Raw genomic sequence first — 18,415 nt, forward strand, 5'->3', positions numbered from 1 at the left:
CGCGCCCTCAGGGCTTGGCGGTTTGCGGGGCGGTCAGCCTGATCCTGGCGCCGGGAGAAAGCCGCGACTGGCCTTCGGTCACGACCTTCTCGTCCTGCGACAGGCCCGAGGCAATCGCGACGATGCCGTTCTCGTTGGAGGCGACCTTGACGGTCCTGGCCTCGACTGTGTCGTCGGCTTTGGCGACGTAGACGAACGGGCCCTTCTGCCCCTCCTGCAGCGCGACCGAGGGGACGGTGACGGAGCCCGGCAGCATGCCGAGCTGGACGACGACATCGACATATTGCCCCGGCCAGAGCCGATGCGGATCGTTCGCGAACAGCGCCTTGACGCTGACGGTGCCCGACGGGATGTCGACGGCGGAATCGATGAAGGAGAGGTCGCCGGTGGCGAGCTCCTCCCGCGTGCCGGAAGCGTAGGCGGTGACCTTCGCCGGCATCTGCGCCTTGGCCGCTTCCTGTAGCAAGGTCAGATCGCGTTCCGGCAAAGTGAAGGTGACCCGGATCGGGGCCAGCTGCGTCACCGTCACGAGGTTGCTGCTGGCATCGTTGGCGCGCACCGCATTGCCGGGCGTCGCGGCGATGGCGCCGAGCCGGCCGGAGATCGGAGCAGTGATCGTGGTGTAGCCGAGCCGGACCCGATCGAGCGCGAGCGTCGCTTCGTCCGCCTTGACGGCGGCGGTGGCGACGGCCTCGTCGGCGGTCGCCTGGTCGAGCGCCTGCTGCGTGCCGGCGCCCTTGTCGACCAGGCTCTTCTGGCGGGCGAGGTCGGCGCGCTTTTGCGCCACCGTCGCCTTGTCGCGCTCGACATTGGCTTCGTCGCGGGCGACCTGCGCCTTGAGCTCGCGATCGTCGAGGGTGAAGAGCAGGTCGCCCTGCTTGACCTCCTGGCCTTCCTTGACGTGCATATCGGCAATAATGCCGTCGAGGCGGGACTTGACCGCGACGATGGCGACCGGCTCGGCGAAGCCGATCGAGCGGCGCGTCACCGGAATGTCGGCGCGGCCCGCGAGCACGGTCGTGACCGGGCTCGCGATAGGGCCGGCGCGGCGCTCGGCATGGGCCTGCTCAGGGCCGTCCTGCGGCCTGATCACGCGCCACGCGGCAAAGACGGAGACAGCCACCAGAAGGGCTATGATCGCGTAACGTTTCATTGGTCACCACGGCGCAACGCTGTCCACGCGCTACTTTACCGCCTCCCGCCGCAGGGGGCCTGTCCGCCGCATGAACTCTTCGTAATGCTCGCGCGCCGGGGGGCGCGGCGGCTGGCCCGGCGCCTCGTCGTATCCGCGAGAGAGGGCGCAGCAGGGCAGCGCGTCGATGCCGGAGCAGGCGCCCGTTGATCATGCAGAATTCGTTGACCGGATAGTCGCCAATCCCGCGTAGCGGACGACGATTGTTTAATCTGTCCGCGCTATCAGCTGCACAGTGATCGCTTGAGAAGGTTAGAGTGGATGGCTGCGCTGACTCCGGACGAATTCCGATCGTCTATCGATCTGGAAAAGCGCAAGTTTCACATGAAGTCCTATTTCGAGAGCAGCTTCTACCGGCAGTATCGCTCGGCGAACATGGCGCTGCGCACGCTCGGACGCAGTCCGCGCGTCCTGTCGCTGGGCGCCGGTGGCGCTTTCGTGGAGGAAATCGTCCAGAAGCATCTGGACGCCTCCGTCTTCGTCGTCGATTTCGCCGAGACCTTGGCGATCGAGAGCGATCTCTACGGGAATTTCGCGGGGATGTTCGCCGGCGACATCTCCGCGCCCGACTGGGTCTCGCCGCTTGAGTCAGTCGATGCGGTGTTCTGGTTCGACAATATCGAGCATCTGCGCATCGACCCGACCAGGATCCTGCGCAAGCTGCGCTCGGCGCTGTCGGAGAACGGCCAGATCTTCATCACCACCGACAATTTCGCGCGGCTGCGGAACATCCTGAAGCTGATCTTCAACCGCTCGATCGTCGCCCTGCCGAAGGACCTGTTCGCGGAGGTCGATTTCGAGCACGAATACGTCCACCGGCGCGAATACACCCGGCCGGAGCTGGAAGCCTGCCTGCGCGAGGCCGGCCTGAAGCTGGCCGAGGTCGAGATGCTCTGGCAGAGCCCGTCGGAGAGCTTGAAGAAGCTGCCGTTCCGGAGCTTCGAATACCTGTTCCCGCGCTTCCGTCCGCATATGCTGATCCGGGCTCAGAAGGCCGAGCAGGACGTCCGATTGACGACGGGCTGACCGAATTCCACCGTGTCCTGCTCGCGTGGGTCCCATCTTTCATAGGTCTTGAAACCGGGCTTCAGCCGCCATTCCAACCTGACCGAGCAGGAGCCCTTGCCATCCGTGGTCAGCCAGATGGCAAAGGTGTGCGTGCGCTCGGCGGTGAGACGCACGAGCGTCCCTGCGTTCACGACCTTCTAGCGCCCCTTTACCCGTCCTTCGACGTCCTCGCCAAGAACGCCTTGCTGAGACAGCCCTGGTCGCCGTCGCCCGAGGCCATCGCGGCGAACTTGCTCCGCAACTTTCCCGTCCTTGCCGAGCGTGAGATAGATCGTCCGGACGATCTCGTTCGGCTCGCCATCGATCTCGGGCTCTGTCCACGCGAGATAAAGCTGGAAACGCGCCTCCTGAGCGAGCGCAGGACGAACTGCGCCCAACAGAACCAGGCAGGCGAACGTCACAAGCGCGACGTAGCGGCTCATAGAACCTCGCAGGTGGCTTGCTCAACCTTGGGCTGGCTGTATCGGATCGGGATGTCGCGGCGGCGGGCCCAGCCCTCATAAGCGGTGAAGCCGGACTTGAGCCGCCATTCGAGCGTGACCGAGCAGGAGCGTGTGCCGTCGGTCCGCAGCCAGATGGCGAAGGTGTGCGAGCGTTCCGCGACGAGGCGCAACAGCGTGTTCTCGTTGAGCACTTTCCAGCGCGCGCGAGCGTCGAGGTCGTCGCCGAGCGCACCCTCGCGAACGCGCCCGCGTCCGCCGCGATTGCGATTGACTTCCTCCCTGACCGCGCCGCCCTTTCCGAGGATGACCGTGAGCGTGCGGCTCGCCAGCCGGGTTCTTTGCTCCGGCGCGATCTCGGGGAGCGTCCAGGCCAGCGAGAGCCGGAAACGGGCCTCCTGGGCGAGGGCAGGACAGGCGGCCCCGATCAGGGCAAGGCAGGCGGTCGCGGCAAGGGCGAGATGCCGGCTCACAGCACGTCGCACCTTGCATTCGGCCAGCTCGGCTCGGTGAAGCGGACCGGCGGCTTACCCGGCTTCTTCGAACCCTCGTAGAGTGTGTGGCCGGGCTTCAGCCGCCACTCCAGGGTTGCGGTGCAGGACTGGTCGCCCTGGGTCCGCAACCAGATCGCGTAGGTGTGGGACGGGCGGGCCACCAGTCGCAGAAGCGTCGTTTCGTTGACGACCTTCCAGGCCTTGCGACGCGAGGTGCCGTCGCCTTCGCCGAGATCATTTTCCGTCTGCGTTACGGTCGAGCCCGCCCAGCCGTTTCCGACCCATGCCTCGAGCCGCTCCTCGATCTTTCCGTTGTCGCGCAGCGTCACGGTATAGCTGCGCCGGCTGAGCACCGAGCGCGTGCGCGGTTCGACATAGTTGGTGATCCAGGTCACCGTGATCCGAAAGCTCGCCTCTTTCGCCGAGACCCCCGACGGCCAGAGCAGCAGCGGCCCGAGCAGCCCGATGAAGGCGGCGCCGCGCAGGGTTGCCGAACCGGCCGAGATGACATGTCGAGTTAGCCTCACAGCACCTCGCACGAGGTTTTCAGGTCTGTCGGCTGCGAGAACAGCATCTTCGTTGCGCGCTTGGGGGCCCATGTCTCGTAGAGGCTGAAGCCGGGCTTGAGGCGCCATTCTGCCGAGACAGTGCAGGAGCGGCCACCATCGGTACGCAGCCAGATCGCATAGGTATGGGAGGGCCTGGCGGTGACGCGCAACAGGGTATGCTCGTTGAGGACCGTCCACTGCGTCGCAAAGCGGCCCTTCATGTCCTCGCCGAGCTCGGTCGCGCGCGAGGCGTGGCGGACCTGGCCGGCGCGCTGTCCATACTGCCGCGTGAACTCCTCGCTCACGCTCCCGCCGCCGCGAAGCGTCACCAGATAGGTGCTCGACGTCGGCCGCGAACGCTTCGTCGGTTCGACCTCGTGCTGGATCCATGAAATGGTCGCGCGGAACCGGACGTCCTGCGCCTGCGCGGCCGATGTCGCCAGCAGCGCCGCGCATGCGGTCGTCAGAGGTCCGAGTGCGCGGCAGCGTCCGGCCCCGGCGCGCCTCGCCCGCGCGCTCATTCGCAGAAGGACTGGCCGTTGAAGTTGAAGCAGCGTCCGCGTGCGGCAGGGGCGGGCGCACGGGCCGGAGCGGGCGGGCGCGCGGCCGCCGGGCGGACGGAGCGCTCCTGCGCGACGCGCTTGGGCTTGGGCGCGACGCAGTCGCCGTCCGAATCCAGCCGCTCGCCGCGCGGGCAGCTCTTGGCGACGCAGACGCCGTCGCGCTCGACCTGCCGTGCCGTGCAGGTCAGCGGGCAGATGCGGCCGCTCTGGCGCTTGAGGATGTCGAGGAAGTCGGTGGTCGGGGTGCCGGGAACATCGAGATTGGCGAGCCGCGCGAACTCGCGGACGGCGCGGCTGGTGGCCTTGCTCGTCCATTCGCCGTCCGGCTTGCCGCTGTAGCAGCCGACGCGGCCGAGCTCGAGGTTGATCGTGCGCGTCAGGCCGGCCAGGTCGATCACCGCCGGCGCCTTGGCTAGCTCCAGCGCACCACCGGGCAAGGCGGCCAGGCGCGGGCCCTCGTCGGGGCGCGCCGGAGCCGCCGCAGCCGCGCTCTGGACACGCTGCAGTTCCTCGGTGGCGCGCCGCCGCTCGGCCTCCAGCTCGGCCATGAGCCTGATGCGCTCGCGCTCACCGGCCTCGCGAATCTCCTGCTCGGCCTTGAGCCTCGCCGCGAGTTCGGCGGCAGCGCGCTTGTTTTCCTCTTCCAGCTTGGCGAGCCTTTCGGCGATGCGGCGGTCCTCGTCCTGCTTCTGGCGGTTGGCGTCGGTCTCCGCCGCCTTGAGCTTCTCGGTCTGGGCGAGGGAGAGGCGCTCCCGTTCGAGAGCCTGACGCTCGCGCTCCTTGTCGTCCCGGGCGCGGCGTGCCTGATCGTCCGTCCGCGCCGCCAGTTCGGCCTGAGCCTTGCGATTGTCGGCTTCGAGCTGCGCCAGGCGCTCGTCGAGCTTGCGGCGCTGCTCGGCCTGCTGCCTGGCCGCGTCCTCCTCGGCCTTGCGGCGCTGCTCGGCCTGGGCCGCAGCCAGCCGGTCCTGCTCAGCCCTGGCGGCGGCCAGGCGGGCGGCTTCGGCCTGGCGCGCGCTCTCGGCCGCCGCGGCGGCCTTGCGCCGCTCTTCCTCGTAGGTCGCGAGCTGGCGGCGTAGCGCCTCCTCGCGCTGGGCGCGCTCGACGGCCTCGATCCGGGCGCGCGCGGCATCGGCCAGATAGCTCTTCGGGAAGCGCGCGACGAAATCGCGCAGTGCCGGGCCGTCCTGGCTGTCGCGCAGCTTGGCCCAGGCCTGCTGGTCGGTTTCGCTGCGGTTGAAATAGAAGTCGCCGAGCAGGGAGATCGAGAGTTCCGGCGTCTGGCGGCCACCGGTACGCTGGTTCACGCCGGCGGCGACGCGCCGGAAGAGCTGGCCCACCTCCAGCCCCGGCTCGGCCAGCTGCTCGACAAGCGCGGCGCTGAAGGGGCTGTTGCGGCCTTTGCCATCCGCGGCGACATCGTTCGCCTGCGTCGCGTATGCGACGACCATGCCCCGGTTCTGGGCGATGCGGGCAAGGCCACGGCCGATCGACGAATCCCGCGAGCGGCCCGAGCTGGTGATCCGGTCGGCCAGCGGGTTGTTGCGGCACGCGTCGAGGATGAGCAGGCGCACGCCCTTGGCGTTCTGCAGCGCATCGATGACATCGGCGACCCGGGTCGTTTCGTAGGGGATGGAGAATTCGTCGCTCGGCGCGCTGTCGACCGGCAGCAGGAAGTTCTCGCCGCGAAACTGCAGGCCATGGCCGGCATAGAAGAAAAGGGCGGCGTCGGCGCCATCGGCGGCGCGGGCAAAGCGGCCGAGGGCCTCGCCCATGCCGCGACGGTCGAGATCGCGCCCCTCGATGACCTCGAAGCCGACAGCCCTCAACGCCGCCGCCACATCCTGCGCATCGTTGCCGGGGTTGGGCAAAGCCGGAGCGGCGCGATAGGCCGAATTGCCGATGACCAGCGCGACGCGCCGCTCGCCCGTCTCGGCTGCGACGGCGCCTGCCAGGCCGCAGAGGAAGGTCAGCGCGACCAGCAGAAATCGGAAAGAGATCTGTCGGGATGTCGGCACGGCCGCGAGTCCAGCTTATGTAATGAACATGTTTTAGCTGTTGGCGCGGTCAGTGCAATATCCGCTTGTGGGTAGAGGCTGCGACGGTCTCTATGCTCAGGCCATCGCCGCCTTCACCGTCTCGACGAGCTGCTTCATCGTGAACGGCTTGGGCAGGAAGTGGAAATCCTCCCCTTCCGGCAGGTTCTTGCGGAAGGCCTCCTCGGCATAGCCGGAAACGAAGACGACCTTGGTCGTCGGGCTGCGCTTGCGCAGTTCGCCGAGCAGGGTCGGGCCGTCCATCTCGGGCATGACCACGTCGGAGATGACGAGGTCGATCTTGCCCTCGTGCTTCTGGAACTGGTCGAGCGCCTCGACGCCCGAGGCGGCCTCGTGGACGGTGTAGCCGCGCGAGACCAGCATGCGGGCGTTGAGCGCGCGCACCGCGTCCTCGTCCTCGACCAGCAGGATGACGCCCGCGCCGGTATGGTCGGCGGCAGCCTTCTTCGGGGCTTCCCTAGCTGCGGCCTCGGCGGCGATGTCCTCTTCGGTCGGGATGTAACGCGGCAGGAAGATGCGGAAATTGGTGCCGCGTCCGACGACGGAATCGCAGAAGACGAAGCCGCCGGTCTGCTTGACGATGCCGTAGACCATCGACAGGCCGAGGCCTGTGCCCTTGCCGACATCCTTGGTGGTGAAGAACGGCTCGAAGATCTTCTCCAGATGCTCCGGCGAGATGCCGGTGCCGCTGTCCTCCACCTCGAGCAGCACGTAATCAGTCGCGGGGAGGGCGTCGTAGCCGAGCTCGCCGATCTCGGCCGCCGGCACGTTGCGGGTGCGGACCTGGAGCTTGCCGCCATTGGGCATGGCGTCGCGCGCGTTGACGGCGAGGTTGACCACGACCTGCTCGAGCTGGCCGAGATCGGCCTTGACCGGCCAGAGATCGCGGCCCTGGCGGACGTCGAGCGAAATCTTGTCGGCGACGACGCGCTTCAGCATCAGCGAGAGGTCGGAGAGCACGTCGCCGAGCGCCAGAACCTGCGGGCGCAGCGTCTGGCGACGCGAGAAGGCGAGCAATTGCCGGACCAGGGAGGCCGCCCGATAGGCGTTCTGCTTGATCTGCATGATGTCCGGGAAGGACGGGTCGGTCGGCTTGTGGCTGGCGAGCAGGAATTCCGAGGCGTTGATGATGACCTGCAGCACGTTGTTGAAGTCGTGCGCGATGCCGCCGGCGAGCTGGCCGACCGCCTGCATCTTGCCGGCCTGGTCCATATTGTCCTTGAGCTTGCGCTCGGCCGTAGTCTCCAGCGCATAGACGATGGCGCGCTCGCCATCGGCGTCCTCGCTGGCCGGAACCGGCGATAGGTAGAGCCTTGCCGAGCGGCCGTCCTCGCCGGCGAGCGCCACGTCGAGCGGGGCGATCTCGCCCTTGCCGGCGAGCGCCGCGTCGAAGGCCTGAGCGAAGGCGCCGTTGCCATTGACCAGCTCCTGGATGGTCGCTGGCTGGTTCTGGCCTTGCATCAGGCGGGCGAAGGACGCGTTCGAGCGCAGGATCGCGCCGTGGCGGTCGACGGTCGCGATCGCCATCGGCGTCGCATGGAAGAAGCGGGCGAAGCGCGCTTCGGCATCGGTGTGGCGGTCGGCCCCTGCTTCGCCGGCGGCGCGATTGAGCACGAGGGTGCGCGAGGCGCCGGCGCGCCCGTCCTGGCCGAAGGCGACCTGGTGGTGCAGCCGGACCGGTAGCGACTGGCCGTTGCGGCGGCGCAGGTCGACATCGAGCACCTCGATGCGGACATCGCCGGGCTGGCCGCGAATGGCCTGGATCAATGCTGCGGCGTTGGGCGAGGCGATATCGTCGAGCTGCAGGCCGCCGGAGCCGAAGCGGGCGAGATCATAGTCGAGCCAGCCGGCCAGCGTGGCGTTGAGGTAGGGCACTTCGCTGTCGGCGTCGATCGAGAGGAAGCCCGCCGGCGCGTGGTCGAGATAGTCGATCGCGTGCTGCAATTCCTGGAAGGCGTTTTCCTGGCGCTCGCGCTCCGGCGTGACGTCGGCGACGCTCCATTTGCAGGCCGGGCGGCCGGCGCGGGTGATCGGCGTGACGCGCACCCGGTACCAGCCGACGGCACCGCGCTCGTTCAGCGCCGGTTCGAGCCGGATCTCCTCGGAGAGGCGGCGGCCGGCGCGGGCGGCGGTGGCGAGGCGGTAGATCGCCTCGGAGACCTCGGCGCGGCCCTTGAACAAGCGCTCGACCGGGGCGATCTCGCTGGCGTTGCGAGCGCCGGCGAAGGCGAGGTAGGCCTCGTTGGCGTAGACGATGCGATTCTCACCCTCGGTGACGACGACGCCGTCCTCGGCGCTGTCGACGATCGCCTTGGTGAGGTCGTTGCGGGCCGAGCGCCCGGCGAACTGGACCAGCCCGATCGCGAAGGCGAACAGGCAGAACACCCCGACGACCGAGAGCAAGGCGAGCAGGCCGAGGATAAGCGGCTGCGCCCATTCATTGGCGATGAAGCCGAGCGCGATCGCGGCGCCGACCAGGAGGCCCGCAACCAAAAGAATGATGCCGACATGGCCGGGCCGGTCGGAGCGGTCGATCGCGCTCGGTGCCGTGCTTGCGCTCATTGCAGCGGGTCCGTTTCCTTCAGTCGCCCGTCGGTGATGGGTCGGCGCCGGGCATAGCGTAGAGAGATGTGCCCGACCAGCGAGTTAGGCGCGCCGACGCTTCAGGCGCAAGACGTATCCGATCACTTCGGCCACCGCCTGGTAGTGTTCGACAGGAATTTCATCGTCGACGTCGACGGTGGCATATAGCGCGCGGGCCAGAGGCGGGTTCTCGACGATCGGGATGCGGTGCTCGCCGGCGACCTCGCGGATCTTGAGTGCGATCGCATCGACGCCCTTGGCGAGGCAGAGCGGTGCGCCCTGACCGTTCTCGTATTGCAGGGCGATGGCGTAGTGCGTCGGGTTGGTGATGATCACCGTCGCCTTGGGGACCTGCGCCATCATGCGGGAGCGCGCGCGCTGGGCACGCAACTGCCTGAGCTTGGCCTTCACCTCCGGATTGCCTTCGGTGTTCTTGTATTCGTCCTTCAGCTCCTGCTTGGTCATGCGCTGGCGTTGGTACCAGGTGAAGCGCTGGTAGCCGAAGTCGCCGATGGCGATGACGGCGAAGATCGCGAGCACGCCGGCCATCAGCTTGATCGTCAGCACGAGCACGGCGGGCAACAGCGCGTGCACGTCCATCTGGGCAAAGCCCTGCAGACGGTCGCGCTCGCCCCAGAGCACGATCCAGACGCCGACGCCGACCACCAGGATCTTGGCGAGGCCCTTGGCGAAATTGACCCAGGCCTCCTTGCCGAAGATGCGCTTGGCGCCGGCCATCGGCGAGATCCGATCGAATTTCGGCATCATCGGCTCGGTGGTCCAGAGCGGCTTGTGCTGGATCAGGGCGCCGACGAAGGCGGCGATGAGGATAAAGCCGAGCGGCAGGGCCATGATGGCAAAGCCCGTCATCACGCCTTTGCTGGTCACGTGGAAGAGCGCGCCCGCATCGTCCGAGACCTGATGGGCGTTCATGAGGAAAGAGCGCAGCGAGAGCGTGGCGTCCCGGGCGGAGCTGCCGGCAGCGACCAGCAGCGCCAGGGTGAAGCCGCAGAGCACGAAGAAGGTGCCGATCTCCTGGGATCTCGCGACGTCGCCCTTCTCGACGGCTTCGTCGAGCTTTCGCTGGGTCGGTTCTTCTGTGCGATCTTCGTTCTCGACGTCTCCCGCCATCGCTCTGTGTCCTTACAGGCCGATGAACTGGCGCAGGAAGGCGCCGAGATCGTCGAGGAAGACGCCCATCATCACCCCGACCGAGGCCAGCAGCACCAGCATGCCGCCAAGGATCGAGGCGGGGACAGCGAGGAAGAAGACCTGGAGCTGCGGCATCAGCCGCGCCAGCACGCCGAGGCCGAGATTGAACAGCAGGCCGAAGACGATGAACGGCGCCGAGATCTGCACCGCGATCGAAAAGCCCTGCGCCATCGCCTTGACCGCGAGCGTCATCACGTCGCCGATTTCGGGGAAGCCGCCGGGCGGCAGCAGGCGATAGCTCTCATGGATGGCGGCGAGGGCCAGATGATGCAGGTCGGCCGCCAGGATCAACGTGATGCCGAGCATCGAGAGGAAGTTGGCGAGCGAGGGGTTCTGCAGGCCGCCGGTCGGGTCGACGGTGACGGCAAAGCCGAGGCCGAGCGTCTGGGCGATGATGAAACCTGCGGTCTGGAGTGCCCCCATCAGCAGGCGCGCGCTGGCGCCGATGACGAGCCCGACGAGGATCTCGCTGATCAAGAGCCCGCCCAGGGCCGCCGGGGTCTGGGGAATCGTGATCGTGCCGCGCGCCATCGGCAGGATCACGAGCGCGACGAAGAAGGCGAGGGCGAGCCGGCCGCGCGAGAGGATCAGGCGCTCGCCGATCCCCGGCATCAGCATGACGAGCGTGCCGACGCGCGCGAAGACCAGCACGAACAATGCGCTGATCTCGGGCAGAACGGAGATCTGCATCGGGCGGACCCGGCTCCCGCGCCAGCAAGGCGCGCCGGCCGGACTCCACGACGAGGAGGCGCTGGCTGGCGCTGGACTCATTCGCCCGTGGCGATTCGGACGGCGACCCTGCCCATATAACCCGCCAGAGCATCGCCCATGAACGGCAAAAACAGCAGCAAGGCGGCGAAGACAGCGATGATCTTGGGGACGTAGACCAGGGTCTGCTCCTGGATCTGGGTCAGCGCCTGAATAAGCGAGACGACGAGGCCGACCACGAGCGCGATCAGCATCAGCGGCGCGCCGGCCTTGAGGAAGACGACGATGCCGTCGCGGGCGACGTCGAGGATGGCTCCGGAGGTCATCAGCTTGCGTTCCGTTTTTCGCGTTCGGGGGATGGCGGCGTCAGACCGGCATCCGCATGATTTCCTCATAGGCGGCGATGACGCGGTCGCGTACGGCCACCAGCGTCTCGATCGCCGCCTCGCTCTCGGCCACTGCGGTGACGACGTCGACGACGTCGGAGCGGCCGGCGGCGACCTTACCGACTTGGGTATCGGCCTGGCGGGCGCTCTGCGCCGTCGAATCCAGCGCCTTGCTGACCAGCGAGGAGAAATCGGGCAGGCCGGCTCCGGCGCCGTCGAGGCCGCCGACCGAGGCCGGCTTCTTCAACAGGGCGCTCGTGCCCATTCCCTGCATCGAGGCATAGGCGCCGGCGGCAAAGCTCGAAGTGGTCATCGGTTTGGCTCCGCTGAGTGATTGGCGCGAACTCCTCTCGCTCGGCTGCCGTCAGCCGAACGGAAAGCGCGCTGGCGCGTCAGGCGCGCAGGATGTCGATGGTGCGCTGGATCATCCGGCGCGTGGACGAGATGACGTTTAGGTTCGCCTCGTAGCTGCGCTGGGCTTCGCGCATGTCCATCGTCTCGATCAGCGAGTTGACGTTGGGCAGCTTGACCTGGCCGCTGGCGTCGGCCGCGGGGTGACCGGGATCGTATTTGCTGCGGAAGTCGCTGCGGTCGCGGCTGACGCGGCCGAGCTCGACGACCTGGGCTTCGAGCTCGCGGTCGAGCTTGCCCTGGAAGGTCACGATCTTTCGCCGATAGGGGTCGGTGCCGGCGCGCTCCGGCGACGAATCGGCGTTGGCAAGGTTCTCGGCGATGACGCGCATGCGGCCGGCCTGGCCCTTCAGGCCGGAAGCGGCGACGGCGAGACTCTTGAGCAGGTCCATGATGAGGCTCCTTACCGGCCTTTGCCGATCGCGATCTTCATCAGCCCGAGGCTCTTGCTGTAGAGCGAGGCGGCGAGCTGATAGTCGGACTGGTTCTGCGCGACCTTCATCATCTCGTCCTCGAGATTGACGCTGTTGCCGCTCGGCGTGGTCTCGAAGCGCTTGGGATCGCGCGGGTCGAAGCCGCCGTTCTGGCCGGAAAGGCCCAGATGCTGCGGCGAGGTCTGCGCCAGCGTCACGCCGCCATTGCCGGCCGGGGACGGGGCACGCAGGTCATGCGGCTTGAAGCGCGGCGTATCGGCATTGGAGACGTTTTCGGCGAGCAGCTTCTGGCGCGCCTGGTGCCAGTGCATCCGCGTCTTCAGCGCCCCCATCAGGCCAAGGCCGTTGTTCGCCATGCCGCAATCTCCCGTCGGCTCCTGCCGAAGTGGGAAATTATTGCCGGGTGCATGGTTAATACCGGGTTAATTCACAGGGATCTGCACGATGGGGTTAACCATCCGCTAACCATGTTTCCCGAACTGGCGGGGCTTATGATATAGCCAGCTCCGTCTATCCGCCTGATCGCCCTTACAAAGAGCGGTCGGCGGCTGTCGCGTCGCTTCATGAGGCAGACCTTGCAGACTCTGTTTGGCTTCGAACTTTCCTCCGGCTTGCGTTGGATCATCGCCTTCGCCGTGGTGCTGCTCCTGGTCGCGCTGCTCGGCTTCTTCCTGCGGCGCATGAGCGGTGGTCGGCTGAAGTTCAAGGGGCAGGGCGGAGGCCGCACGCGCCAGCCGCGCCTCGGCGTGGTCGACGTCTACGATCTCGACCGGCAGCGCCAGCTGATCCTGGTGCGGCGCGACAATGTCGAGCACCTCGTGATGATCGGCGGCGCCTCCGACGTGGTTGTCGAGACCAACATCGTGCGGAGCGGCGGACGCGTCGCGGCGCCCCTGCCGAGCGAAGGCCTGGCGGAACGTCCGCTGGCGTTCGAGCCCGAATCGCGCCCGCAGCCCGCCGAAGACACCCGGCCGGCGTCGCCTCCGCCGGTGACGGCTCCGGCGGTACCGGTCGATCCCGTGCCGCCGCCGCGGCCGGTCTCGCCGCCGCCCCCGGCTCCGCCGCGCGCAGTCGTCCAGCCTCCGGTTCAACCGCAGCCGCCGCGGCCGGCCCAGGCGCCAAACGCGATTCCTCCGGCCGTCGCCGCGGGCGCTGGTGCCGGAATCGGCGCGACTTTGGCGCGCGATCCCGCTCCTTCCGCCAGCGCCAGCGAGCTCGGCGACATGGCCCGCCAGCTCGAAGAAGCGCTGAAGCGTCCGTTCTCGGCGGTGCGGCCCGGCTCCACTCCTGCGCGCACCGAGCCCGAGGCGCCGCCGGCGCCCAAGCCCGTCGTGCCGCCGCCTGCTCCTCCGGTACAGCAGGCTCCCGTCAAGCCTCCGGCGCCGACACCCGGGCCGGCGCGTCCGGCACTCGACATGGAAGCCGAGCTCGAAATGGCGCTGGGGCTGAAGCCTGCGCCGGCGCGTCCGGCCGCGTCTGAGGCGCCGCTGGTCGCCCCGCCGGTCTTCGCGCCGCCGAAGCCGCCCGCTCCCGCGCCGGTGAAGCTGGACGAGAAAAAGCCTGAGCCGGCGAAGGAGCAGGTGCTGCCGGTATCGGTCTCGGAAGCGGACAAGCCCGGCAAGTTCACGCCCGTCTTCGACGACGTGCTCGGCGCGGTCGAGAACGCCGCCAAGGCCGAAGGGCAGGGCAAGAACCAGCCCAAGCCGAACGAGCAGAAGCCTGCCGAAGGCAAGCCGGCCGAGGTAAAGCCTGCGGAGTCCAAGTCGACGGAAGCCAAGTCCACGGAAGCAAAGTCGGCGGAAACCAAGCCGGCGGATGCAAAGCCTGCCGACGCGAAGCCTGTCGAGGCCAAGCCTGCCGACGAGCCGAAGGCGGCCGCCAAGCCGCCCGAGGACGATCCGTTCTCGGTCGATGCGATCGAGGCCGAATTCGCCCGCCTGCTCGGGCGCGATCCCAAGCCGAAGGGCTGAGCCTGTTCCCCGGTGCGAAGGCGCCGGGGGATAGCCGCCGAAACCCTCTTCGCCCGGCAGTGAGCCTTGCTCTAGCGTTCCTCCTGCCCGCGCCGTGATTCGGGCGGGGACGGATGATGGGCAGGCGGATACCCACGGGACGCAGACTGCGCTGGTTGGCGGCGTTCGCAGCCGGGCTCGGCGCGCTCGGGATCGCCGCCGTGGCGCAGGCCCAGACCCTCTCGCTCGATCTCGGCCAGGGCGGCGTCACCGAGCGGGCGCTGCAGCTGATCGCCGCGATCACGGTGCTGTCGCTGGCGCCGTCGATCCTGATCATGGTGACCTCGTTTACCCGCATCGCCGTGGTGCTGTCGCTGTTGCGCTCGGCGCTCGGCACCCAGACCGCACCGCCCAATGCGGTGATCATCGGGCTCTCGCTGTTCCTGACCGGCTTCGTGATGGCGCCGACCCTGAAGGAGGCCTATCGCGTCGCAGGTGCGCCGCTGATCGCCGGGCAGATGCAGCCGCAGGAGGCGTTCGAGCGCGGCATCGTGCCGTTCCGCGAGTTCATGCTGAAGCATGTGCGCGAGAAGGACCTGGCGCTGTTCATGGAGATGTCGCGCGAGCCGAAGCCGGAGCGCCCGGAAGACATCCAGATCCAGGTGCTGGTGCCGGCCTTCATGATCTCGGAGCTCAGGCGCGCCTTCGAGATCGGCTTCCTGCTGTTCGTGCCCTTCCTGATCATCGACCTCGTGGTCGCGTCGATCCTGATGTCGGTCGGCATGATGATGCTGCCGCCGGTGACGGTGGCGCTGCCGTTCAAGCTGATCTTCTTCGTGCTGGTCGACGGCTGGGGACTGGTTGCCGGCTCGCTGGTGAAGAGTTACGGCAGCTGAAGCATCCGCTCAGCCCTGCCCCGGCCTTGGCCCGGCATTGGCGGCATCGGTCTCAGCCGGTTTCCGCCGCTCGCGCACGGTGCTGGAATAGGCCGGGTAGCGCTTGCGGTACTCCTTGAGGAAATCGCTCATCGTGTCGGAACCGGCGGCGGCGCGCGCGGCTTCGCGGATATCGGCGGCACTGGCCCGGCTGGCACCTGTGACGAAGCCGAACAGCCTGGCGTCGGCGCCCTGCGCCATCTTGGCGGCGAACTTGGTGCGCAGCCGGTCGAGCGAGAGCGCCTCGTCCGCCATGACATAGCCGATCGCGGCGCGCATCACGTCGGCGCGCTCGCCGTCGCCGAGCGGCGCCTGGCCGCGCCAGCTCTCGCCGAGGATGCGCTCCAGCGCCTCGCCGGCCTCGCGCCAGCGCCGGCCGTTCCAGAGGATGTCGGCGCCCAGCCGGTCGACCTCGGGGCCGCTCTCACCTTCTAGCAGATCGAGCGCCTGGTCGGTGCGCGACAGGTCGGAGAGCGCCTTGGATTCCAGCAGCAGGCGGGCACGCTTCACATCGGCCGGCAATTCGGCGAGCCGGGTCGAGACGATCGCCTGCAGCGCCTCCGCCGGCTTGCCGTTCATCAGCCGGATCATGGCGAGCCGTGTCGCGACGGTTGAGCGCGCGGCGCCGGTCAGGCGGCGGTCCATCTGGTACTGCAAGATCTCGCTGGCCTGGTCGAGCAGATCGAGCTCGACCAGCCGGTCGGCGAGCAGGCGGGTGATCTCGTCGCCGCGCCGGCCGATCGGCAGGTAGTCCTTGAAGTCGTAGAACAGCGCCAGGGCTTCGAGCCGCGGCAGCTTCTCCAGATCGGGATCGCTGAACAGCGCCTCGAAGCGCTGGGCGGTCTCGTCGTGCAGCAGCCGCGTCGCCGGATGTTCCGGGAAGACCTCGGTGGCGCGCCGCGCCGTCTGGAAGGCGTCGCGCCAGCGCTGTCGCTCGGCATAGAGGCGGCCGAGCTCGGCCAGGGCCTCGATCTCGATCTCGCCGCCCCGCCAGATCGCCGAGACGGTCTCGAGCCGGGCGATGGCTTCGTCGGCCGAGAAATCCGCGCGTTTCTCGGCGCGGGCGAGCTGGACGGCGCGCAACTGCGCCTCCGCTGCGATCGGCCTCGTCTTCGCATCGAAGAGCGGCTTGTAGCCGTTGATCGCCGCCTCCGGCCGACCGCTGACGTCGTCGAGCCTGGCGCGCAGCAGCGCCAGCTCCTCGGGATTGACCAGCTCCTCCGGCATGTCGGCGAGGCGGCCGATCTGCTTTTCCGCCACCGTGGTCTCGCCACTGGCGAATGCGGCCCGGGCCATCGCCGGGCGGAACTCGGCCTGGAGGTCGGCGGGATAGCGGTCGAGGATGCCTTCGGCCCGGCGGAAGCCGGCGAGCGCCTGGGCATTGCGGCCGAGCCTCTGTTCCGAGAGCGCGCGCCAGAGCCCGGTCTCGGCCTCGTCGCGGATCGGCGCCGCGTCGAACGCCTTCAGCGCCTCGGCGCTGCGATGCATGCGGGTGGCGATTAGGCCGCGCAGGAACAACGCTTCGCGATTGCCACGCATCGACGCATCGTCAGTCAGCAGCGCATTTAAGGGGCCGGCGGCTTCCGGCAGCATGCCGTTGGCGGCAAGGAAACGAGCCAGTGCCAGGCGGGTTTCGGATTTGCGGCCACGCGAAGCACCGGCTGTGTCACGCAGCATGGCGGCGGTGCGGTCGCGGATCTCAGGGGTGTGCAGGGCCGACCAGGCCTCGCTGTCGAGCAGCGGGCGGGCCGGTGCCTGTTCGCCCTTCTTCTCCGCCTCTTTCGGCTTGTCCGTGTCGAGGCTGACGATCAGCCCGGTCTGCCGGCCGATCCGGACCTCGTCGGTGTCGGCGCGCACGGCAAGATCATCCGCGACAGCGCTGACGACGACACCATGGGCACTCTGCGGCAGGCCGAACTCGAGGAAGCGATAGGGCTTGGCGACCGCCCGAGTCGGCCCGAGCGCAGTCGCGACGGCGAGACTGGGGCCGCCTTCGCTGTTCTCCAGCCAGTGCACGCCGGTCAGGCCCGGCACCGGTACAGCGACGATGGTCTGGCCGCGCTCGTCGGCGTCGCGGCGGGGCGTGAGGGCGCCGGCCGGCTTGCCGGCCTTGTCGCCGAAACTCAGCGACCATTGCGGGCCGTCGTCGGAAAGCCGCACGATCTGCTGGCGGCGCGTCTTCAGCCTGACGAGGGTGACCTTGGCCTCGCGCGTGACGGTGACGCCTTCGATCAGCGCCGGCAGCACGCCTTTGAGCTTGTCGGGATCGAGCGTGTCGCGCGTGTCGAAGACGAGCGTGATCCGGCCCGGTTCGGTAAAGGCGGCGGCGCCTGTCGGCCGCGAGAAGCGGAAATCGATGCGACCGCCATCGCCGTCGACGGCAGAGGCGATCTCGACATCGCGGGGAGGGCCGCCCGCCGCGATGGCGACCGCGGGCTTGGGCTGGGCCGCCGGCGTCTCGGTTTTCGGAGCGGGAGACGGCGGCGCCCCCGCGGTCTTCTGGTCGGGAGCCTTGGGGTCCGCCGCCTTGGCTTCGGCCGGCGCCGCAGCCTGAAGATCGGCCAGCGATAGCGGGTTGGCGGCGCCGGGGTGAGGCAGGTCGACGGTCCAGCCGGCCTCGTCGCGGAAGCTGCGGAGCTGGCGGTCCTTCGGCACGCTGAAGACGAGTTGCGTGCGGTCGTCCGCGATCGTCGCCTTCTCCAGCGTGAAGTCGGCTGGGAGCAGGCTGCGGATCTCCGACGGCGTCACCGCCAGCGCCTGGTCGAAACTCAGCGTCAGCTTGCCGTCATCGAGGCCGGAGGTGAGCATGGCTTCGGGCGGCGCCGAGAACATCAGCCGGTCGAGCGTCGGCAGCCGGGCGGTCCGGAAGCCGAGCGGCTTCGGCGCCGGAACCGGCATGCGGGCGATCTCGCGGGCGCGCGCCTCGGCCAGGCGCAGGCGCTGGGTGAGCTCGGCCAGGACCTCGGGCGGCAGACCGGGCAACTGGCCGGTCCAGTTCTCGGGCAGCAGGTCGACAAAGGCCTTGTCGCCGGCTTCGAGCAGATTGGCGCGATAGGGGCGGGCGAGCGCCAGGCGCAGGCCGCGCCCGTCGGGGTCGATCCTGATCACGGAGACATAGGCCGGCAGCTCGCCGGCAAGCCGGCTCGGATCGAGTTTCACCGGCTGGCTGAAGCCGATCACGACGACGCCGTTGGCGGTGCGGACCCGTGTGGTCACCGGCTCGTCGAAGGTGAAGGCGATGCGGCCGAAGCCGGCGCGCATGGCTTCGCCCCGCAAGGTCGCGGTGGCAGCCGTTGCCGGCGCGGCAAAGCCGGCAGCGAGGCTCAACGCCGCCAGGCCGATGCCGAAGCTCAGGGACCGCAGGATACGCACGACCGCTACTCAACCCGACGCGATAGGAAGAGCGGCGACAGGCTGCTCCAACCTGCGCGGAGGCTA

General features: G+C 68.5%; 18 protein-coding genes. 3 read left to right on the forward strand and 15 right to left on the reverse strand.

Going from position 1 to position 18,415, the window contains the following annotated elements; all coding sequences use genetic code 11:
• Positions 1 to 7 precede the first annotated feature (7 nt).
• Positions 8 to 1,153, reverse strand: coding sequence for an efflux RND transporter periplasmic adaptor subunit (locus BMZ21_RS24275; RefSeq protein WP_091840829.1), 1,146 nt, complete (start codon positions 1,151 to 1,153; stop codon positions 8 to 10).
• A gap of 300 nt (positions 1,154 to 1,453) precedes the next feature.
• Here BMZ21_RS24275 and BMZ21_RS24280 point away from each other — a divergent pair, with 300 nt between their 5' ends.
• Entirely contained in the window at positions 1,454 to 2,218 is a 765-nt protein-coding gene (locus tag BMZ21_RS24280; protein ID WP_091840831.1) for a class I SAM-dependent methyltransferase, read from the forward strand.
• On the opposite strand, the gene BMZ21_RS24285 is transcribed toward BMZ21_RS24280, so the two are convergent.
• The 13 genes from BMZ21_RS24285 to flgB form a co-directional block, all read right to left on the reverse strand.
• Entirely contained in the window at positions 2,179 to 2,391 is a 213-nt protein-coding gene (locus BMZ21_RS24285) for a hypothetical protein (RefSeq protein ID WP_091840834.1), read from the reverse strand. The two genes, BMZ21_RS24280 and BMZ21_RS24285, sit on opposite strands and share 40 nt — an antisense overlap.
• A gap of 6 nt (positions 2,392 to 2,397) precedes the next feature.
• The gene (locus BMZ21_RS24290) at positions 2,398 to 2,682 is read right to left on the reverse strand and encodes a hypothetical protein (protein WP_091840837.1); all 285 of its coding nucleotides are present in this window, start codon (positions 2,680 to 2,682) and stop codon (positions 2,398 to 2,400) included.
• Positions 2,679 to 3,173: a hypothetical protein gene (locus BMZ21_RS24295; protein ID WP_091840840.1), complete on the reverse strand. Its 495-nt coding sequence runs from the start codon at positions 3,171 to 3,173 to the stop codon at positions 2,679 to 2,681. Before BMZ21_RS24295 ends, BMZ21_RS24290 begins: the two co-directional genes overlap by 4 nt.
• Complete coding sequence (locus BMZ21_RS24300) at positions 3,170 to 3,721, reverse strand: hypothetical protein (RefSeq protein ID WP_091840842.1); 552 nt, start codon at positions 3,719 to 3,721, stop codon at positions 3,170 to 3,172. Before BMZ21_RS24300 ends, BMZ21_RS24295 begins: the two co-directional genes overlap by 4 nt.
• A complete protein-coding gene (locus BMZ21_RS30070) occupies positions 3,718 to 4,047 on the reverse strand; it encodes a hypothetical protein (protein ID WP_143079786.1) in 330 nt (109 codons plus the stop codon). The genes BMZ21_RS24300 and BMZ21_RS30070 overlap by 4 nt, the downstream gene beginning before the upstream one ends.
• A gap of 212 nt (positions 4,048 to 4,259) precedes the next feature.
• Complete coding sequence (locus BMZ21_RS24310) at positions 4,260 to 6,320, reverse strand: caspase family protein (protein WP_091840848.1); 2,061 nt, start codon at positions 6,318 to 6,320, stop codon at positions 4,260 to 4,262.
• A gap of 96 nt (positions 6,321 to 6,416) precedes the next feature.
• Entirely contained in the window at positions 6,417 to 8,921 is a 2,505-nt protein-coding gene (cckA, locus tag BMZ21_RS24315) for a cell cycle histidine kinase CckA (RefSeq protein WP_091840850.1), read from the reverse strand.
• 84 nt (positions 8,922 to 9,005) lie between these two features.
• Positions 9,006 to 10,073, reverse strand: coding sequence for a flagellar biosynthesis protein FlhB (flhB, locus tag BMZ21_RS24320; protein WP_091840852.1), 1,068 nt, complete (start codon positions 10,071 to 10,073; stop codon positions 9,006 to 9,008).
• Positions 10,074 to 10,085: 12 nt separating this feature from the next.
• On the reverse strand, positions 10,086 to 10,844 hold the full coding sequence (gene fliR, locus BMZ21_RS24325) for a flagellar biosynthetic protein FliR (protein ID WP_091840855.1): 759 nt from the start codon (positions 10,842 to 10,844) through the stop codon (positions 10,086 to 10,088).
• A 77-nt stretch (positions 10,845 to 10,921) separates the two neighbouring features.
• On the reverse strand, positions 10,922 to 11,188 hold the full coding sequence (gene fliQ, locus BMZ21_RS24330; protein WP_091840857.1) for a flagellar biosynthesis protein FliQ: 267 nt from the start codon (positions 11,186 to 11,188) through the stop codon (positions 10,922 to 10,924).
• Between the two features lie 40 nt (positions 11,189 to 11,228).
• Entirely contained in the window at positions 11,229 to 11,561 is a 333-nt protein-coding gene (gene fliE / locus BMZ21_RS24335; protein ID WP_091840860.1) for a flagellar hook-basal body complex protein FliE, read from the reverse strand.
• 79 nt (positions 11,562 to 11,640) lie between these two features.
• Complete coding sequence (gene flgC, locus BMZ21_RS24340; RefSeq protein ID WP_091840862.1) at positions 11,641 to 12,051, reverse strand: flagellar basal body rod protein FlgC; 411 nt, start codon at positions 12,049 to 12,051, stop codon at positions 11,641 to 11,643.
• Positions 12,052 to 12,062: 11 nt separating this feature from the next.
• Positions 12,063 to 12,449, reverse strand: coding sequence for a flagellar basal body rod protein FlgB (gene flgB / locus BMZ21_RS24345; RefSeq protein ID WP_091840864.1), 387 nt, complete (start codon positions 12,447 to 12,449; stop codon positions 12,063 to 12,065).
• Between the two features lie 219 nt (positions 12,450 to 12,668).
• Between flgB and BMZ21_RS24350 the strand changes: the two genes are divergently transcribed.
• Together BMZ21_RS24350 and fliP are read left to right on the forward strand one after the other, a co-directional pair.
• Positions 12,669 to 14,063 carry a flagellar biosynthetic protein FliO gene (locus tag BMZ21_RS24350; RefSeq protein WP_091840867.1) on the forward strand — a complete coding sequence of 465 codons (1,395 nt, stop codon included), beginning with the start codon at positions 12,669 to 12,671 and terminating at the stop codon, positions 14,061 to 14,063.
• 116 nt (positions 14,064 to 14,179) lie between these two features.
• On the forward strand, positions 14,180 to 14,938 hold the full coding sequence (gene fliP, locus BMZ21_RS24355; RefSeq protein WP_244543991.1) for a flagellar type III secretion system pore protein FliP: 759 nt from the start codon (positions 14,180 to 14,182) through the stop codon (positions 14,936 to 14,938).
• Positions 14,939 to 14,947: 9 nt separating this feature from the next.
• Here fliP and BMZ21_RS24360 read toward each other — a convergent pair whose 3' ends face one another.
• The gene (locus BMZ21_RS24360; protein ID WP_091840871.1) at positions 14,948 to 18,349 is read right to left on the reverse strand and encodes a hypothetical protein; all 3,402 of its coding nucleotides are present in this window, start codon (positions 18,347 to 18,349) and stop codon (positions 14,948 to 14,950) included.
• Between the last annotated feature and the right edge of the window lie 66 nt (positions 18,350 to 18,415).

The sequence above is a fragment of the Allobosea lupini genome (genome assembly GCF_900109525.1).
Lineage (GTDB): Bacteria > Pseudomonadota > Alphaproteobacteria > Rhizobiales > Beijerinckiaceae > Allobosea > Allobosea lupini.